Origin of the sequence: Streptomyces sp. WAC 01529 (assembly GCF_003945545.1) — a bacterium.
In the GTDB taxonomy this organism is placed as follows: domain Bacteria; phylum Actinomycetota; class Actinomycetes; order Streptomycetales; family Streptomycetaceae; genus Streptomyces; species Streptomyces anatolicus.
Map to the genome: position 1 here is coordinate 512812 of NZ_CP029617.1, position 16632 is coordinate 529443.

Here is a 16632-nt window from a genome sequence, read left to right on the forward strand (position 1 = left end):
TCCGACCGTGACCGAGCACGCTGTGGGCATCGTGGGGACGGGCTCGTACGCCCCGAAGGAAGAGGTCGACAACGTCGAGTTGGCCGAGCGCGTGGGCGTGGATCCGGAGTGGATCCAGCGCAAGACGCAGATCGTGACCCGCCGGTACGCCGCCGCGACCGAGGCGACCTCCGACCTGGCGTCGCGGGCCGCTCAGCAGGCCCTGCGGAGTGCCGGGCTCACCGCCGACCAGGTGGACTACCTCATCGTGGCCACGTCGACCGGGGACTCTCCGCAGCCGCCGACCAGTTACGTGGTGCAGAACCGGCTGGACGCCTGGAACGCGGCCTGCTTCGACGTCAACGTGGTGTGCAGCGGTTTCGTGTACGGGCTGGTCCTTGCGCACGGCCTGATCGCGGTCTCCCCGGGCGCACGCGCGCTGGTGATCGGCGCCGACGTGTACTCGCGCATCCTGGACTTCTCCGACCGCAGGACCGCGGTCCTGTTCGGCGACGGCGCGGGCGCGGCCGTGGTCGCCGCCGCGCCCGGGCCCGGCCTCCTCGCGTTCGAGCTGGTGAGCCGGGGCGACGCCGGCGGCCTCATCCGGGTCGAGGCGGGCGGCAGCCGGCTGCCCAGCACTCACCGGACCCTGGACGAGGGCGCCCACTTCTTCCGGATGCGCGGGCGCGAGGTGCGGGACTTCGTGAGGGAGCAGGTGCCGCCGGTCCTCGCCGCGCTGTGCGCCGAGGCGGACGTCGGCCTCGACGAGGTGGACCACTTCGTGCCGCACCAGGCCAACGGGGTGCTGCTGGGCGAACTGGCGGAGCGGTCCGGGCTCTCCGGCGCCCGCACCCATCGAGTGGTCGAGGAGTACGGGAACATGGGCAGCGCGTCGGTGCCGTTCGCGCTCGACCGGGCCGTCAGGGACGACGCGCTGTCGGACGGTGATCTGGTGCTGCTGGCCGGTTTCGGGGGCGGGATGTCCATCGGCGCCTGCCTGCTGCGGTGGGGGGTGTCCGCATGACCGGGACCACCGGCCTGCCGGGTGGCATCCACCGGGTGGGGATCGTCGGCTGCGGCACGATGGGCTCCGGCATCGCCGACATCTGCGGCCGGGCCGGACTCGACGTCGTGGTCGTGGTCTCCGGGCCCGCCGCCGTGCCCGCGGGGCGGGGGCGGCTGGTCGCCTCGCTGGACCGGGCCGTGAGCCGCGGCAGGGTGTCCGAGGCCGACCGGGACGCCGCGCTGGCGCGCGTCGCGTTCACCGCCGACCTCGACCTCCTGGCCGACCGTGACCTCGTGGTGGAGACGATCCGGGAGGACGAGGAGGAGAAGGCCCAGCTCTTTGCGGTGCTGGACAAGGTCCTCGACTCGCCGGACGCCATCCTCGCGTCGAACACCTCGTCCATCCCCATCACGCGTCTTGCCGCGGTCACCAGCAGGCCGCAGCGGGTGGTCGGCGCGCACTTCTTCAACCCGGTGCCCGCGCTGCCGCTGGTGGAGCTGGTCGGTTCGCTGCTCACGGACGAGCGGACGCTGCGGCGCATGACCGAGTTCGTCGAGACGACTCTCGGCAAGACGCCGATCCGCACGCGGGACCGCTCCGGCTTCGTGGTCAACGCCCTGCTCATCCCGTACCTGCTGAGCGCGGTCAGGATGGTCGAGTCCGGCGTCGCCACGGCCGAAGTGATCGACCAGGGCATGACGCTCGGCTGCTCGCACCCCATGGGACCGCTGCGGCTGACCGACATGATCGGCCTGGACGTCGTCGCCGCGATCGCCGAATCCCTGCATAGGGAGTTCCGTGAACCGCAGTTCGCCCCGCCCGTACAGCTGCTCCGGATGGTCGAGGCCGGACTCCTCGGCAAGAAGTCCGGCCGCGGTTTCTACCTCTACTCCTGAGCGATTACTCCTGAGCGATGCCGCCGTCGGTGTCCTGTCCTGTGGACAGGACACCGCGGCAGGTCCAGACCGTCGGCTCGTCGTGGCCGCCGGGAATGCGCCAGCTCCGGCCGGCGATCGTGCCGTCGTCACTGGAGACGGTGAGTTCGAGCCCGCTCTCGTCGGTGCGGTGCAACGTGGCCGCGAGGGACGTCCCCTGCCACACGCCGAACTCCTGCCAGCTGGGGTCATCGGTGCGGCCGACGAGTTGGCCGTCGCGGTTGATGTCCCGGATGTCCGCGCCCCGCTCCACGACGCGCGGCTGTCCGTCGCGGTCCCACAGCACGCTCCGGGTCACGTTCCCCGCGGAGGTGACCTCGGCGATCACACGGCCGTTCGCTATGCCGCGCGGGATGTAGGCCTGGGCATTGTCGGGGGCGGCCAGCTTGCGTGCCGTGCCGCCCTTCCACAGATAGAGCTCCTCACTGACCTCGTGCTCCACGTCGACGAGTACGGTGCCGTCCTCGTCGATCCCGGTGGCGACGACGGACGCGTCGGGCAGGCCGGTCAGTCTCTGCACTGTTCCCGGCTTGTCGGCGGGCCAGATGACCGGATACCACTTCGCCACGTCCTCCGTGTCGGTCATGGCACCGACGATGTCCCCGCGGTCGTTGACGCCCTCCGCCGTCGAGGCGAACGCGCCGGGCAGTTCGGGCAGGCGCTTTATCCTGCCGTTGCTCGACCGGACGGCACTGGGGAACCCGTCACCCTCCCGCTCGACGCTTCCGACGACGGTCCCGGAACGGTTCACCCCGACGACGGTGACCCATTTCCGGTAGGCGGGGTCGGCCAGATTTCCGTAGTCGGTGAATCGCCCGTTCTTCCACAGCACGGCACGGCCGCCCTTCGCGGAATTCGCGCCGTACGAAATCGTGCCCGCGTACCCACCGCTTCCGTCGGCCGCGTCCACCACTCCGGCCCGCGCGCCGGTGGGCATCGGCAGGACCGCCGGTTTCCAGGCGCAGGCCGCCGGTTCGGCGGCGGTCGCCGCGGGCGTCACGGCGCCGAGCATCCCCGCCACCAGTACCGACGGGAGCAGGACGCGAGCGAGGCCATTCGTACGTCTCATGATTCTCCTCAGTCTGTGAATGTTCCGAATGAGGTCGCGTGGTGTCTCGCCGGCGGGACACAACACGACATCACGTGCGCCTTAGGCAGCAGCCCGGAAAGGCATTTCGCGCCGTCGCGGTGGCTAGCATGCGCACACGGTTCGACATCCACCATCCATCTGTCCCGGGCGGCTCATCCGAGCTGTCCGGGAGTCCCGCCTGGAGGCAATGCCGTGACCAAGCCGACGACTTCGGAGCGCGACAGGGTGCCGTTGCTGTGCCTTCCGTTCGCCGGAGGGGGAGCCAATTTCTTCCGCCCGTGGAACAGGATGGGCCTGAGCGGAGTGGTGGCCACGCCGCTCCAACTGCCCGGCCGCGAGCGTCTGTTGGACGCGGAGCCGTACCGGGACGTGCACGTCGCGGCGGACGGGCTGCTCCCGGCCGCGCTCGAAGCGGCGGGCGAAGGCCCCGTCGCCCTGTTCGGGCACTGCTTCCTCGGCGCCGTGCTCGCCTACGAACTCACTCGGCGCCTCACCGAGACCGGGGGCACCGAAGTGGTGCACCTGTTCGTCAGCGCGGCGCGCCCGCCGGCCTCGGGCCCGGTCAGCGACGTCTCCGGGCTGACCGACGAGGAGTTCCTCGCACACGTCGAGAAGACCACCGGACGCCGGTACCCCGCCTTCGACGTGCCGGAAGTGCGCGAGCTGCTGATACCGACCCTGCGAGCCGATTACGCGATGGACGAGAGCTACCGGCCGAGCGGCGGGCGCCCCCTCGACGTCCCGGTGACCGGGGTGTACGCCACGGACGACTCGTTCGTCTCCCGTGCGGAGGTGGCCGCGTGGCAGCACGTGACCACTGGTGGCTTCTTCCTGGCCGAACTGCCCGGAGAGCACATGTACCCGGCGGATGACGCCGAGCCGTTGCTCGCGCTGATCTCCCAGACCATCGCCGCGGGCCGCGTCGAATCCGGAAGGGGTCTCACCCATGGGACTGCGTGACAAGACCGTCGTGATCACGGGCGCGGCCAGGGGAATCGGACGGGCCTGCGCCGTACGGGCCGCCGAGGAGGGCGCCGACGTCGTACTCATCGACATCGGCGGCGACGTTCCGGAGGTTCCCTACGCCCTGGGCTCCGCGAGCCAGTTGGAGCAGACCGCGCGGCTGTGCCGCAAGAACGGCGCGTCCGTTCTCGTCGCCACGGCGGACGTGCGCTCGCGAGCCGCCGTGACAGCGGCCGTGACGGCCGCGGTGGACCGGTTCGGGCGGATCGACGCCCTGATCAACAACGCGGGGGTGGGCGCGCCCTCGGGGAAGGCCACCCACGACTTCACCGAGGAGGAGTGGAGGGTCATGCTGGACGTGAACCTCTCCGGGCCATGGCACCTGATCTCGGCGGTGGCGCCGGTCATGGTCGCCCAGAGGGCGGGCAGCATCGTCAACGTCGCGTCGACGGCCGGCCTCGTCGGCTACCGCCACTTCGCCGGCTACGTCGCCTCCAAGCACGGCCTGGTCGGCCTCACCAAGGCCGCCGCGCTGGACTACGCGCCGCTGAACATCCGGGTCAACGCGCTGTGCCCGGGCCCGGTCCGGGACGACCCGGCCGTGGACGGCCAGATGACCGCGGTCGTCGCCGACGCGCTCGGCATCGGCTACGAGGAACAGGAAGCCGTCTACCTGGAATCGGTGGCGACCGACTCACTGGTCGATCCCGCCGATGTCGCCGGTGCCGCGATCTGGCTCGCCGGCGACGACTCCCTCAAGGTCACCGGCACGGTGATCCCCGTGGACGCCGGCTTCTCCGCCCGCTGACCCTTCCCCCGACGCCCCTCTCCGGACCTCATCCAGCTGGCTCTTTCCCGGCCTCACCCAAAGGAGTGCGTGTGTCCGTCTCCAGCGAAGTGGCCGCGGAGGCCCTCGCGGCCCCTCACCCGAGCGGCCGGTTCTTCGCCCGCTCCGAGTTCGGCTCCGACCCGGCCCGTGCCTGCCACAGCCTCATCAGGCGGCTCCCCGCCGGAACCGACGCGGCGGCCCTACGCGACAACCTGGCCGCCCTGATGGAACGTCACCCTGCCCTCCACGGCACGCTGCTGTTCCATGAGGCGCTCGACGTCGACGCGGGCGACAGGGCCGCGCACCGGCACCGCTCCCGGGAGTCCGGCCGCGCGGTCAACGGCGCCCCGGCCCCCGCGCGAGCCGTCTTGCTCAGCTACGCCGACGGCGCCGCCGACCTGGTCCTGGTGGCACACCGCCGGGCGATGGACCGGCGCGCCCTGGACCAGCTGGCCACGGCGCTGACCGACCCGGCGCACCCCGTGACGCTGCCCGAGGCGGCGGCCGACTGGAGCGCACAGCACGACGGCCCGCCCGAACTGGCCTGGGGCCTCGGCGACCCTGCGAGGGCGGGCCGGGCGGGCACCGCAGTGCTGACCTCCACGGCGGTCTCGGACGGCACGGCACCGGCGGTGGCGTTGGCGGCCACCGCGCTCGTGCTGGCCCGCTACGGCGCAACGGAGCACGCCGAGTTCGCGCTGATCACCGGGGGCCCCGCGGCCGGGGACACGCACCGGTCGGTCGCACTCCCGGCAGGGGAGGCGGCCCTCGCCGCCGACCTGCTCGACGCGGCGGCACACGCCGGCGCCACGGGCGGCGAGGCACCGTCCGGCATTCCGGCGGTCGGAGTCCTGCTGACCGAGAAGCGCGACGGCGACGTCTACCGCCCCGTCCTGGCGCCGCCCTTTCCGGTGACGGTGGCGTGGCAGTACGGCACGGACGGCACGGACGGCACGGACGGCACGGACGGCACCCTGAGCGGTGTCCTGCACTACGACGAGGGCGTACTGGATCCGGTGATCGCCGGGCAGTTCGCCGGGCACGTCGCCCGCGTCGTGGACGCGCTCGTACAGGCCCCGGCCGGGGCCCGGGTCGGTGACATCGAGCTGGTGGACGCCGAGGAGGCCGCCGCCGTCATCGCCGCAGGACGCACCCCGGCGGAGGGTGACGCGGTGATCGCGCCCGTCCACGAGCTGTTCCGCAAGGTGGCGGCCGGGCGGCCGGACGCCCCGGCGCTGTCCGATCCGGAACACACGCTGAGCTACGCGGAGTTGGACGCCCGGTCCGACGCGGTGGCCGGTGCGCTGCGCGACCACGGGGTGGCACCGGGCGACCGGGTCGGCGTGTGCCTCGACCGAACCGCCGAGCTGGTGATCTCGCTCCTCGGGGTGGTCAAGGCCGGTGCCGCCTATGTCCCGATGGACGTCACCTATCCGGCGGAGCGGCTGCTCCACACGGTGAGCGACTCCGGCGCCCGGCTCGTGCTCTCCTCCGCCGAGGACTTCCCCGCGGCCGACGGGGTGACCGTGGTGCACCCGAGCGAGCTGTCCCGTACCGCCGATGGACCGATCGCGGACCCGGGCGGCAGCGCGGACGACATCGCCTATGTGATCTACACCTCCGGGTCCACCGGCCGGCCCAAGGGTGTCGCGGTCCCCCACCGCAACGTCGGCGCGCTGCTCGCCGCGACCACCGCCGATCTCGGACTCGGCCCCGAGGACACCTGGGCGCTCTTCCACTCCAGTGCGTTCGACTTCTCGGTGTGGGAGATCTGGGGCGCGCTGCTGACCGGCGGGCACCTGGTCGTGGTGCCGTACTTCGTCTCCCGGAGCCCGGAGGACTTCCACGACCTCCTGGTGCGGCACCGGGTCACCGTCCTGAGCCAGACCCCGTCCGCGTTCGCCATGCTCAAGGAGGTCGACCTGCGGCGCACCGCCGACCTCGCGGTGCGGCTGGTGGTCTTCGGTGGTGAGCCGCTGGACGTGCGGATGCTGCAGGACTGGTTCCGCGGGCATCCGCACACCCGGTGCCGGGTGGTCAACATGTACGGCATCACGGAGACCACCGTCCACGTCACCAGCCAGACCGTCACACCGCAGGACATCGGCGCCGGGTCGCGTTCGGTCGGCAGGGCGCTGCCGGGCTGGTCGGTGTCCGTACGGGACACGGCGGGCGGCGTCCAGCCGTTCGGGGTGCCCGGCGAGATCTACGTCGGTGGTGCGGGCGTGGCCTCCCACTACCTGAACCAGGAGGAGCTGACCGCCGCCCGGTTCGTCCACGACCCGGTCACCGGCGAGCGGGTCTACCGCAGCGGCGACCTGGGCAGGCTGCGCCCGGACGGGCGCCTGGACCATCTCGGGCGGATCGACGGCCAGGTCAAGGTGCGCGGCTTCCGCATTGAACTGGGCGAGATCCGCTCGGTCCTGCTGGAGGACCAGAACGTCACCGCGGCAGCGGTGGTGCTGGGCGGCGACGCCGATGACGCGGCCCAGGTCCGGCTGGATGCCTATGTGGTGCCGAGGTACGAGGCCGTCTCCGTGGCGGAGATCCGGGAGCGGGCGGCGCGGTATCTGCCCGACTACATGGTGCCGGCCACGTTCACCCTGCTGTCCGAGCTGCCCCTGACCGTCAACGGCAAGGTCGACACGAGCGGACTCGAGCCTGCCGCCGAGGCCACCCCGGCCGAGGCGGCCGGGCGACCGACGGACGACCCGGTGCTGCGCGTGTGGCGCGAGGTGCTCGGCAAGGACGTGGGACCGGACGACGACTTCTTCGTCTTCGGCGGCAACTCACTGCTCGCGGTCCGGCTTTCCGGCGCGCTGCGCCGGGCCGGGCTGCCCCCCGTCTCGCTGCGGGAGCTGTACGTGTATCCGACCGCGGCCGAGGTGAGCGCGCTCCTCGCCGCCCGCGAAGCCACCGAGGACCCGGGCGGGCACCCCGCGACGTGACCTCGGCACTGTCACCGCCCCGACCGCGCCCGCCCGTAGTACGGGCGCGGTCGGGGGCATGGGCGTCCTAGAGCGCCATCTCGTACGCCCCGGCCAGGGATTCGACGGTCTCCCACACCCGCGCCGAGCGCGCGCTGTCGACGACGGGGCGGCGCACCGCCTCCAGCGCCCAGCGCTGCTGTGCCTCGGTGGCGGAGTCCTTGCCGTGCAGTTCGACGGCGTGGGCGGAGAAGTCGCGCACCAGGACCGCGAAGAGTTCGTCGAGGACGTCCTCGTCGAGGCCGGTCAGGCGCGCCTGCTCCAGGATCAGCTGGCCGTGCACGACCAGGGCGAAGAGCTGGCCGACGGCGAGCAGGAGGTCGAGGTCGCGGCTCTGCTCCTCGTCGGGGGCGGCGGTCCTCACGAACTCGCAGAGGGCGTCGGCCTGTTCGCGGAAGCGGGCGACGTTGGGCACCTCGGCGAACGCGTCGTAGGCGGTGCGCCAGTCGTGGAAGCGGACGGCGCCCAGGCCCCGGGCCGGTCCCTGGCGGAAGAGGAAGTCGTCGTCGGCCGCGTCGAGGCGGGTCGGGACGGGCTCGTACGACACCGGGTCCAGGAGGTGGTTGCGCATGAACTTCAGGATCAGCGCGAGGTTGACGTGGACCGTGCCCTCCAGCTTGGGCAGGCCGCGGATCTCGATGGCCGCCTGGGCGAAGTAGTTGTCCTTCTCGAAGCCCTTGGCGGCGATCACGTCCCACATCAGGTCGATGACCTTCTCGCCCTCGGTGGTCACCTTCATCTTCGTCATGGGGTTGAAGAGGAGGTAGCGGCGGTCGTCGGGTCCCGCGGAGCGGAAGTAGTCGACGGCGCGGTCGCTGAACAGCTTCATGCCGACCAGGCGGACGTAGGCGTCGGTCAGCTCGCGGCGCACGTGCGGGAAGGCGGTGACGGGACGGCCGTAGAGGATGCGGTGGTGGGCGTGGGTGACGGCCTCGTACATCGCGTGCTCGCAGATGCCGATCGAGGCGGTGCAGAGGTTGAACTTGCCGACGTTGACGGTGTTGAGAGCGGCGTCGAAAGCGGCCTTGCCCGTGTGCAGTACGTCTTCGGCGGCGACCGGGTAGTTCTCCAGCCGGAACTCGCTGACGAACTTGGAGGAGTCGACGACGTTCTTCACCAGGTGGTACGCCTCGTGGCGGCTGTCGGCGGCGAAGAAGACGTAGCCGTCGGGGCCCTCGACGTCGGTGCGGCGGCCGAAGACGGAGACCAGTCCGGCGGCGTTGCCGTTGCCGATGTAGTACTTGGAGCCGGTGGCCAGGAACCCGCCGTCGCCGTCGGGCTCCAGGAGCATGTCGGTGGAGTAGATGTCGGCGCCGTGCGTCTTCTCCGACAGGCCGAAGGCGAACACCTCGCCCTGGGAGAGGAGTTCGGCCGCGCGCGTACGGGCCGCCGCGTTGTCGCTCTGCCAGACCGGGCCGAGGCCGAGGATGGTGACCTGCCACGCGTACCAGTAGTCGAGCCCGTAGAAGCCGAAGATCTCGTTGAGCGCGGCGATCCGGGCGGTGTCCCAGCGCTGCTCGCCCTGTCCGTCAGCGGCGGCGGCCGGGGTGAGGAAGGTGGCGAACAGCTTCTCCTTGGCGGAGAACTCCAGGAAGTCCGCGAGCCAGGCGCGGGAGCGGTAGTCCTCGATCAGCTTGCGCTTGCCGCGGGCCTCGAACCAGTCGACGGTCGCGCGCAGCAGCCTGCGGGTCTCGGGGTCGAAGTGGGTCGGGTCGTAGGTGCGCGGGTTGAACAGCAGCGCGTCGGCCATGGATATTCGCCTTTTCCTGGTCGGGAGTTGAGGTGCGGGTGCCGGTTCAGGCCTGGGGGCCGAGCCGGTGGAGGGTGGCGATCACGTCGTCGAGCCAGGCGAGCGTCATGCGTTCGTACGCGATGCCGCCGCGCAGCACGACGTGCTGGAGCTCCTGTCCGGCGTCGTGCGCCGCGGGAGCCTCGGGGCCTGTGAAGTCGCGCCGCTCCCCCGCGAGGTAGCGCGCGAGCCGGTCGGCGTGCGCCTGTCGGTGCCGCTCGACCTCACGGATCAGCGCGATCGGGTCGTCGAAGGCGGCGCCGCGGATCTTCACGGCAAGCTCGTGGCGGACGCTCTCGGGTGCGATGGGCTCGTGCAGCCACTGGGTCAGGACGGAGCGCCCCAGAGCGGTGACGGAGTACTCCTTCTTGTCCGGTCGCGTCTGCTGCGCCACCTCGCGGGCGTCGATCCAGCTCTCGCCCTCCATGCGTTTGAGGACGCGGTAGATCTGCTGATGGGTGGCGGTCCAGAAATATCCGATGGACCGCTCGAACCGCCGGGCCAGCTCATAGCCGGAGCCCGGCTGCTCCAGCAGCGAGACGAGGATCGCGTGCTCTAGCGCCATACGGCGATCCTTCTATGCAACTCGTTGCATAGACAAGAGGCGCCGGTCCGGTGAGACGCGGCTCACCCGGGGCGTCAGCCCAGGAAGCTCAGGCGGACCTGGCGGTCGGGGTTGTCCACGTTCGTGTCGACCAGGCACACCGACTGCCAGGTGCCCAGCTCCAGCTTCCCGCCCACGACCGGCAGCGTGGCGTGCGGCGGGACCAGGGCGGGCAGGACGTGGTCGCGGCCGTGACCGGGGCTGCCGTGGCGGTGCTGCCAGCGGTCGTCGGCGGGGAGCAGGGTGTGCAGCACGGCGAGCAGGTCGTCGTCGCTGCCGGCGCCCGTCTCCAGGACCGCGATGCCCGCCGTGGCGTGCGGGACGAAGACGTTGAGGAGGCCGTCACGGCCGGCCGCCGCCTCGCGCAGGAAGGCCTCGCACTCGCGGGTGAGGTCGTGGACGGTCTCGGTGGAGCCGGTGGCGACCCGCAGGACTCGGGTGGTGAACGCGTCGGACATGCGTCCATCCTCCCCCATCCACCGGGAAGATCCCCGACCCCGACACAGTTGGTAGAAACGTGAACGACATCGGGGTACGGGAAGCGGCCGCCACAGCGGCGGTACAGGACGTGGACGCAGCGGACGTGGTCGTCGGCGCCGACGTGGACGTGGTCGTCATCGGCGCGGGTCAGGCGGGCCTGTCCAGCGCCTACCACCTGCGTCGGGCCGGCTTCGAGCCGGACCGGGACTTCGTGGTCCTCGACCACGCGCCGCGGCCCGGCGGCGCCTGGCAGTTCCGGTGGCCTTCACTGACGTACGGCAAGGTGCACGGCATGCACGCGCTCCCCGGCATGGAGCTGACGGGCGCCGACCCCGGGCGTCCGTCGTCGGAGGTCATCGGGGAGTACTTCACCGCGTACGAGGACCGGTTCGGCCTGCGGGTGCGGCGCCCCGTCGACGTGCACAAGGTGCGTGAGGCCGAAGGCGGGCGGCTGCTCGTGGAGACCTCGGCGGGCACCTGGTCGACGCGTGCGGTGATCAACGCGACGGGCACCTGGGACCGGCCGTTCTGGCCCCGCTATCCGGGCCAGGAGACGTTCCTCGGACGGCAGTTGCACACGGCGCTCTATCCGGGACCCGAGGCTTTCGCGGGGCAGCGGGTGATCGTCGTGGGCGGTGGCGCGTCAGGCACGCAGCACCTGATGGAGATCGCCCCGTACGCGGCGGAGACCACCTGGGTCACCCGCCGCCCGCCGGTGTTCCGCGAGGGCCCTTTCGACGAGGACTGGGGGCGCTCGGCCGTCGCGATGGTCGAGGAACGCGTACGGCAGGGGCTGCCGCCGCGCAGTGTGGTGTCGGTGACCGGGCTGCCCGTGAACGACGCGATCCGCCGGGCGCGGGCCGACGGGGTCCTCGACCGGCTCCCGATGTTCGACAGGATCACGCCGACCGGCGCCGCGTGGGACGACGGGCGCCGCGTCGACGCGGACACGATCCTCTGGGCGACGGGCTTCCGCGCCGCCATCGACCACCTCGCGCCGCTGCGGCTGCGCGAGCCGGGCGGCGGCATCCGCGTGGAAGGCACGAGGGCCGCCGCCGACTCCCGCGTCCACCTGATGGGGTACGGGCCTTCGGCCAGCACCATCGGCGCCAATCGCGCGGGGCGCGCGGCCGTGCGGGAGATCCGGCGGAGCATCGCGGGTCAGATCGGTGAGCAGTCGGACTTGTCGGTCCAGCCCGCCACGCACTTGTAGAGGGTCAAGGGGGTGTTGTAGCCACGGGCCGCGCCGAGCCTGTTGTACTCGTCCACGGTGATGCGCTGCGCCACGTAGTGGTCGGTCGCGGTGCCCTCGGCCGTCTCGGAGTAAGGGGGTTGGGTGCCGGTCGGCGTGGGCGTGGGCGTGCTCGTGCCGGTCGGGGACGGGGTCGGTGTGGGCGAGGCGCTGTCGTCGATGTCCCAGAAGCGGACGAGGTGGTACGCGGAGCAGGTGTTCACGTCCAGGACATAGGAGGCGGCGGTCCCGCACTGGGCCGGCCCGGTGCCCGGGTCGACGGGGTGTCCGTGCCCCATGCCGGTGATCTCGTAGGTCTCCACCGTGTCGCCGTACACCCGGTGCGGATAGCCGGCGACCGTGTCCGTGGTGTCCGGCACTTGATCGGTGCCGTTCGCGTTGGTGAACTGCTCCATCAGTTCGGTGGCGTTCATGGGTTTCACGGTCGTGTCCGTGGTGCCCTGCCAGATCGAGACCTTCGGGCGCGGCCCGGAGTACGAGTGGGCCGCCCTGACCTTGTCTCCCCACTCCTTGGCGCTCTTGTTGACGCCAGGGCTCATACAGGTGAAGGCGGTGGAGACCGAGTTGGCGCAGCCGTGGGGCAGACCGGCGATTATCCCCCCGCCGGAGAAGACGTCGGGGTAGGCCGCCAGCATGGCGGAGACCATGCCCCCGCCCGCCGAGAGGCCGCTGGCGTAGGCGCTCTTCGCGCCGTTGTCCTTCTTCGCGCGGTCGACCATCTGCTTGATCGACAGCGCCTCTCCGGAGTCCCGCCGGGTGTCACCTGGCTCGAACCAGTTGAAGCAGGAGTTCGAGTTGTTCACTGACTGCTGCTGCGGCAGGACCAGTGCGAACTTGTACGTGTCGGCCAGGCCCAGCCAGCCGGTGTGGGCCCCGTAGGACGCGGCGTTCTGGGTGCAGCCGTGGAGGGCGACGACGACAGGACGTCCGTCGGGCAGCCCCGGGGGGACGTAACGGAACATGCGGAGGTTGCCGGGGTTGGATCCGAACCCCGTCACTTCTTGTGGGGTGGCCGCCGCGCGAGCCGGGCCGGACGACGACACGACGGAGAGTACGGCGAGGAGCAGGACGGCCAGTGCCGCGGCGATCGCGGCCGCTGGTCCGCGGCCGGCCGCGGGCAGGGTACGGAGATGTGGCATGGGGAGAGACCTCCACGTTCGGCTCTGTGCTGACGGCCCTCACGGGGTTGTGTGGAGGTTAGGGGCGCCGGTGACGTCCGCGCCTTGGCTGGGACCGCCACAATGTCGATCACCGCGGTGGTGCCGAACCCCATGGCCTGTTCCCGGCGGATACTGGCGGGATCGGCGGGGTGGCGTCAGTGGCTGCCCAGTCGGTGCAGTTTCAGGGCCAGTTGGAGTTCCAGGGCCCTGGTGGGGCTGTTCCAGTCGGCGCCGAGGAGTTGGGCGACCCGGTCCAGTCGCTGCACGACGGTGTTGACGTGCACGTGGAGGGCGTCCTTGGCCTTGGACAGGCTCGCGCCATGGGTGTAGTAGGCGTCGAGCGTCTGGACGAGTTCGGTGCCGCGCTGCTGGTCGTAGGCGAGGACGGGGCCCAGGTAGCGCTGCACGAAGCCGTCGAGGTCGGATCGGTCGCCGAGCAGGACGCCGAGGAACCCCAGTCCGGCGATGTCGCTGCCGTCGCCGGTGCGGCCCAGGGCGTGCAGGGCGTGGAGGCAGCGGCCGGCTTCCGTGTACGTGCCCGGGAGCTGTTCGGGGCCGGTGGCCGGTCCTGCGGAGCCCACGGTGACGGGCGTGCCGGCGGCCTTGCCGAGGTCCCTGGCCAGTTCGGCGGCGAGTGCGCCGGGATCCGACGAGGGTACGAGCAGCACGATGTGGCCGTCGTGGATGCCCGCGAGCCCGCCCAGCGAGCGGGCGTGGCGCACGGCCTCCGCGAACAGGTGCGAACGCGGCTCGTTGTCGGTGTCCAGGGTGAGTACGGCGTGGGGCCGGGAGAGGTTGATGCCGAGCTTGCGGGCGCGGAGGGTCATGCTGCCGCCGTCGTGGCGTCCGCCGGTCTTGTGGGAGGTGAGCAGGTCGTCGAGGAGTTCGCCGCGGACGCGGTCCTCGGCCTCGGCGACAGTGCGGCGCAGCAGCAGCAGGAGGGCGGCGACCAGGGCGGCGCGCTCGAACAGGCGGCGGTCGGGGTCGGCCAGGTCCGCGCGTGAGGTCAGGACGATGCTGCCGAGCAGTTCGGAGCCGGCCAGTACGGCGCACACCCAGGTGCCGTCCACCGGTACGGCACGGCCGCCGGTGCGGGAGGCCGTGATGCCCTGCGGCGAAGGGGTGAGAGGGGCGGTACCGGCGCGGGCCATCTCCGTGCCGTCGGGGTCGTGGAGGGCGATGCCGCCGCCGAGCAGCGCGGCGATCTCGCGGACCAGGTCGTCGACGGTCGCGCCGCGCAGGACCAGGTCGGTGAGGCGGTCGTGGGCGTCGGCGGCGCGGCGCAGCGCCGTGCTGTGGGCCCGGGCTGTCTCGTTGGCCGTGTTGAGTTCGACGAGCGCGGAGCGGGTCTCCTCCAGCATGCGTGCGCTGTCGATGGCGACGGCGGCGTGGTCGGCGAGCGAGGTGAGCAGCGCGATGGCTTCGGGCGGGAAGTCGCGCGTGGTGCGGTCGGCGGCGAAGAGCACGCCGATGACCCGCTTCCCGACGCGCAGCGGCACGCCGAGGATGCCGCGCAGCCCCTCCTCCAGCACCGCTTCGTCGATGGCCCGGGTGTGCTTGAAGCGCGGGTCGGTCTGGTAGTCGGCGCTGGTGTAGGGGCGGGCGGTCTGGGCGACGAGGCCGCCCAGACCCTCGCCCATGCCGAGACGCAGTTGCTGGAAGCGGGCGGAGACCGATCCGTCGGTGACGCGCATATAAGTGTCTTTGGCGACGGGGTCGTTCAGCGTGAGGTAGGCGGCGTCGGTGCCGACCAGGGTTCTGGCCCGGTGGACGATGGCGCGCAGGACCGCGTCCAGGTCGCGCAGAGCCGCGAGGTCGCTGGCGGTGTCGAAGAGGGCGGCCAGCTCGGCCTCGCGTCTGCGGTGCTGGTCGAGGGTGCGGCGGATCTCCAGCGCGATCCGTGTGGCGTCCTCCACAAGAGCCCGCTCCTCGGGGGGAAGCTGTGCGGTGGAGGCGTCGCCCGAGGGGCGGGTGAACTGCTCGGGGGAGGCTCCGGACGCCAGCAGGGTCAGCAGCTGTCTGAGGGCCACCATCGCACTGTGTGCCGCGGCGCGGTACGTGCGGTCGTTCACGGTGGTCATGATGGCACTCCTTGCGTCCGGATGCGCTGAACGCGTCGGTTCAGACCCTGTCGCTGCCGGCCGGCTCGGGCGTCTCCCGCCGCGGGCGGTCCGTGGGCTCGGCCGCCGTGGAGACGGTGAGGTCCCGGCCGCGTGTCTCCCTGGCGAGGGCGACGGTGACGGTGGTGACGACCGCAGCCAGAGAGAGGTAGAGGGCGACGGGGGTGGCGGAGTCGTACTCCTTGAGGAGTTCGACCGCGATGATCGGTGCCAGGGCTCCGGCCACGATGGAAGCGAGCTGGGAGCCCATCGACGCGCCGGAGTAGCGGACCTTGGTGTCGAACATCTCGGAGATGAAGGCGGCCTGTGGACCGTACATGGCTCCGTGCAGCAGCAGGCCTATGGTCACCGCGAAGGTGATGACGGCGAACGACTTGGAGTCGAGCAGGGCGAAGAACGCGAAGGCCCACAGGGCCATGCCGACCGAGCCGATCAGGGTGACCGGCCTGCGGCCGACGCGGTCGGAGAGCGCGCCCCACAGGGGGATGGTGATGAAGTGGACGGCCGAGGCGATCAGTACGGCGTTCAGCGCGGTGCTCTTGGGCAGGTCCAGGTGGTTGGTGACGTAGACCAGGAGGAAGGCGGTGAGGACGTAGTAGGAGATGTTCTCGCCGAAGCGGGTGCCGATCGCGGTCAGGACCTCCCGCCAGCTGCGGCGGAACACCTCGACCACCGGCGGCTTCTGCTTGATGCCGCGGGCGGCTTCGGCCTGGGTCTTGGCCTGGGCGGCGAGGAAGACGGGGGACTCCGAGACGGAGATGCGGATCCACAGGCCGAGGAGGACCAGGACGCCGGAGAGCAGGAACGGGATGCGCCAGCCCCAGGCGGTGAAGTCCTCCTCCGACTGGACGGCCGCGAGCAGGGCGAGGACGCCGGTGGCCAGGAGGTTGCCGCCCGGTGCTCCGGCCTGCGGCCAGGAGGCCCAGAAGCCGCGCTGTTTGTCCCCGCCGTGCTCGGAGACGATGAGCACCGCACCGCCCCATTCGCCGCCCAGCGCGAATCCCTGGACGAGGCGCAGCACGGTGAGCAGGATCGGGGCGCCGATGCCGATGCTGTCGTAGGTGGGCAGCAGGCCCATGGCGAAGGTGGCGCCGCCCATCATGAGCAGGCTGATGACGAGCAGCTTCTTGCGCCCGATCTTGTCGCCGAAGTGCCCGAAGACCACGCCGCCGATCGGCCTCGCGGCGAACCCGATCGCGTAGGTGACGAAGGCGATCAGGGTGCCGACGAGCGGGTCGGCGGTGGGGAAGAAGAGTGTGTTGAAGACCAGCGCGGCGGCGGAGCCGTAGAGGAAGAAGTCGTACCACTCGATGGTGGTGCCGATCAGGCTCGCGCTGACGATGCGGGCGATGCCGGGAGAGCGGCCCGGCGTGGTGGGGTCAGTGGAGGCCGGGGGCTCGGTGGGGTCGATGGCCGGAGCGTCGGACATGTGTCACCA

At 71.5% G+C, this 16632-nt stretch carries 13 protein-coding genes; 6 read left to right on the forward strand and 7 right to left on the reverse strand.

Going from position 1 to position 16632, the window contains the following annotated elements:
- Positions 1-7: 7 nt before the first annotated feature.
- Positions 8-1003, forward strand: coding sequence for a ketoacyl-ACP synthase III (locus DMA15_RS02120; RefSeq protein WP_125510949.1), 996 nt, complete (start codon positions 8-10; stop codon positions 1001-1003).
- A complete protein-coding gene (locus DMA15_RS02125; protein ID WP_125510950.1) occupies positions 1000-1881 on the forward strand; it encodes a 3-hydroxybutyryl-CoA dehydrogenase in 882 nt (293 codons plus the stop codon). The genes DMA15_RS02120 and DMA15_RS02125 overlap by 4 nt, the downstream gene beginning before the upstream one ends.
- A 4-nt stretch (positions 1882-1885) precedes the next feature.
- Here the strand turns inward: DMA15_RS02125 and DMA15_RS02130 are convergent, their stop codons facing one another.
- Complete coding sequence (locus DMA15_RS02130; RefSeq protein ID WP_125510951.1) at positions 1886-2989, reverse strand: hypothetical protein; 1104 nt, start codon at positions 2987-2989, stop codon at positions 1886-1888.
- 213 nt (positions 2990-3202) lie between these two features.
- On the opposite strand from DMA15_RS02130, the gene DMA15_RS02135 reads away from it, so the two are divergent.
- The 3 genes from DMA15_RS02135 to DMA15_RS37890 all read left to right on the forward strand — a co-directional run bounded on the left by DMA15_RS02135 (position 3203) and on the right by DMA15_RS37890 (position 7750).
- Entirely contained in the window at positions 3203-3970 is a 768-nt protein-coding gene (locus DMA15_RS02135) for a thioesterase domain-containing protein (RefSeq protein ID WP_125510952.1), read from the forward strand.
- Entirely contained in the window at positions 3957-4781 is an 825-nt protein-coding gene (locus DMA15_RS02140) for an SDR family NAD(P)-dependent oxidoreductase (protein ID WP_125510953.1), read from the forward strand. Before DMA15_RS02135 ends, DMA15_RS02140 begins: the two co-directional genes overlap by 14 nt.
- A 71-nt stretch (positions 4782-4852) precedes the next feature.
- A complete protein-coding gene (locus tag DMA15_RS37890) occupies positions 4853-7750 on the forward strand; it encodes an amino acid adenylation domain-containing protein (protein WP_276314317.1) in 2898 nt (965 codons plus the stop codon).
- Between the two features lie 67 nt (positions 7751-7817).
- Here DMA15_RS37890 and DMA15_RS02150 read toward each other — a convergent pair whose 3' ends face one another.
- From DMA15_RS02150 to DMA15_RS02160, 3 genes are all read right to left on the reverse strand, one after another.
- The gene (locus DMA15_RS02150) at positions 7818-9539 is read right to left on the reverse strand and encodes an acyl-CoA dehydrogenase family protein (RefSeq protein ID WP_125510954.1); all 1722 of its coding nucleotides are present in this window, start codon (positions 9537-9539) and stop codon (positions 7818-7820) included.
- A gap of 46 nt (positions 9540-9585) precedes the next feature.
- The gene (locus DMA15_RS02155) at positions 9586-10143 is read right to left on the reverse strand and encodes a PadR family transcriptional regulator (RefSeq protein ID WP_125510955.1); all 558 of its coding nucleotides are present in this window, start codon (positions 10141-10143) and stop codon (positions 9586-9588) included.
- 74 nt (positions 10144-10217) lie between these two features.
- Complete coding sequence (locus DMA15_RS02160) at positions 10218-10640, reverse strand: secondary thiamine-phosphate synthase enzyme YjbQ (protein WP_125510956.1); 423 nt, start codon at positions 10638-10640, stop codon at positions 10218-10220.
- 110 nt (positions 10641-10750) lie between these two features.
- On the opposite strand from DMA15_RS02160, the gene DMA15_RS02165 reads away from it, so the two are divergent.
- Positions 10751-11875: an NAD(P)-binding domain-containing protein gene (locus DMA15_RS02165; protein ID WP_206302908.1), complete on the forward strand. Its 1125-nt coding sequence runs from the start codon at positions 10751-10753 to the stop codon at positions 11873-11875.
- Here the strand turns inward: DMA15_RS02165 and DMA15_RS02170 are convergent.
- The 3 genes from DMA15_RS02170 to DMA15_RS02180 form a co-directional block, all read right to left on the reverse strand.
- Positions 11824-13053 (reverse strand): PHB depolymerase family esterase, encoded by a 1230-nt coding sequence (locus DMA15_RS02170; protein WP_125510957.1) that lies wholly within the window; start codon positions 13051-13053, stop codon positions 11824-11826. The genes DMA15_RS02165 and DMA15_RS02170 overlap by 52 nt on opposite strands.
- 176 nt (positions 13054-13229) lie before the next feature.
- Positions 13230-15155, reverse strand: a complete 1926-nt coding sequence (locus DMA15_RS02175) for a GAF domain-containing protein (RefSeq protein WP_125510958.1) — start codon at positions 15153-15155, stop codon at positions 13230-13232.
- 40 nt (positions 15156-15195) lie between these two features.
- A complete protein-coding gene (locus DMA15_RS02180; RefSeq protein WP_125510959.1) occupies positions 15196-16623 on the reverse strand; it encodes an MFS transporter in 1428 nt (475 codons plus the stop codon).
- Between the last annotated feature and the right edge of the window lie 9 nt (positions 16624-16632).

Excerpts from the sequence above, each read along its gene's own strand:
- DMA15_RS02175 (WP_125510958.1), bottom strand. The coding sequence starts at position 15,155 with ATGACCACCGTGAACGACCGCACGTACCGCGCCGCGGCACACAGTGCG.
- DMA15_RS02180 (WP_125510959.1), bottom strand. The coding sequence starts at position 16,623 with ATGTCCGACGCTCCGGCCATCGACCCCACCGAGCCCCCGGCCTCCACT.
- DMA15_RS02125 (WP_125510950.1), top strand. The coding sequence starts at position 1,000 with ATGACCGGGACCACCGGCCTGCCGGGTGGCATCCACCGGGTGGGGATC.
- DMA15_RS02155 (WP_125510955.1), bottom strand. The coding sequence starts at position 10,143 with ATGGCGCTAGAGCACGCGATCCTCGTCTCGCTGCTGGAGCAGCCGGGC.
- DMA15_RS02140 (WP_125510953.1), top strand. The coding sequence starts at position 3,957 with ATGGGACTGCGTGACAAGACCGTCGTGATCACGGGCGCGGCCAGGGGA.
- DMA15_RS02170 (WP_125510957.1), bottom strand. The coding sequence starts at position 13,053 with ATGCCACATCTCCGTACCCTGCCCGCGGCCGGCCGCGGACCAGCGGCC.
- DMA15_RS02130 (WP_125510951.1), bottom strand. The coding sequence starts at position 2,989 with ATGAGACGTACGAATGGCCTCGCTCGCGTCCTGCTCCCGTCGGTACTG.
- DMA15_RS02160 (WP_125510956.1), bottom strand. The coding sequence starts at position 10,640 with ATGTCCGACGCGTTCACCACCCGAGTCCTGCGGGTCGCCACCGGCTCC.
- DMA15_RS02150 (WP_125510954.1), bottom strand. The coding sequence starts at position 9,539 with ATGGCCGACGCGCTGCTGTTCAACCCGCGCACCTACGACCCGACCCAC.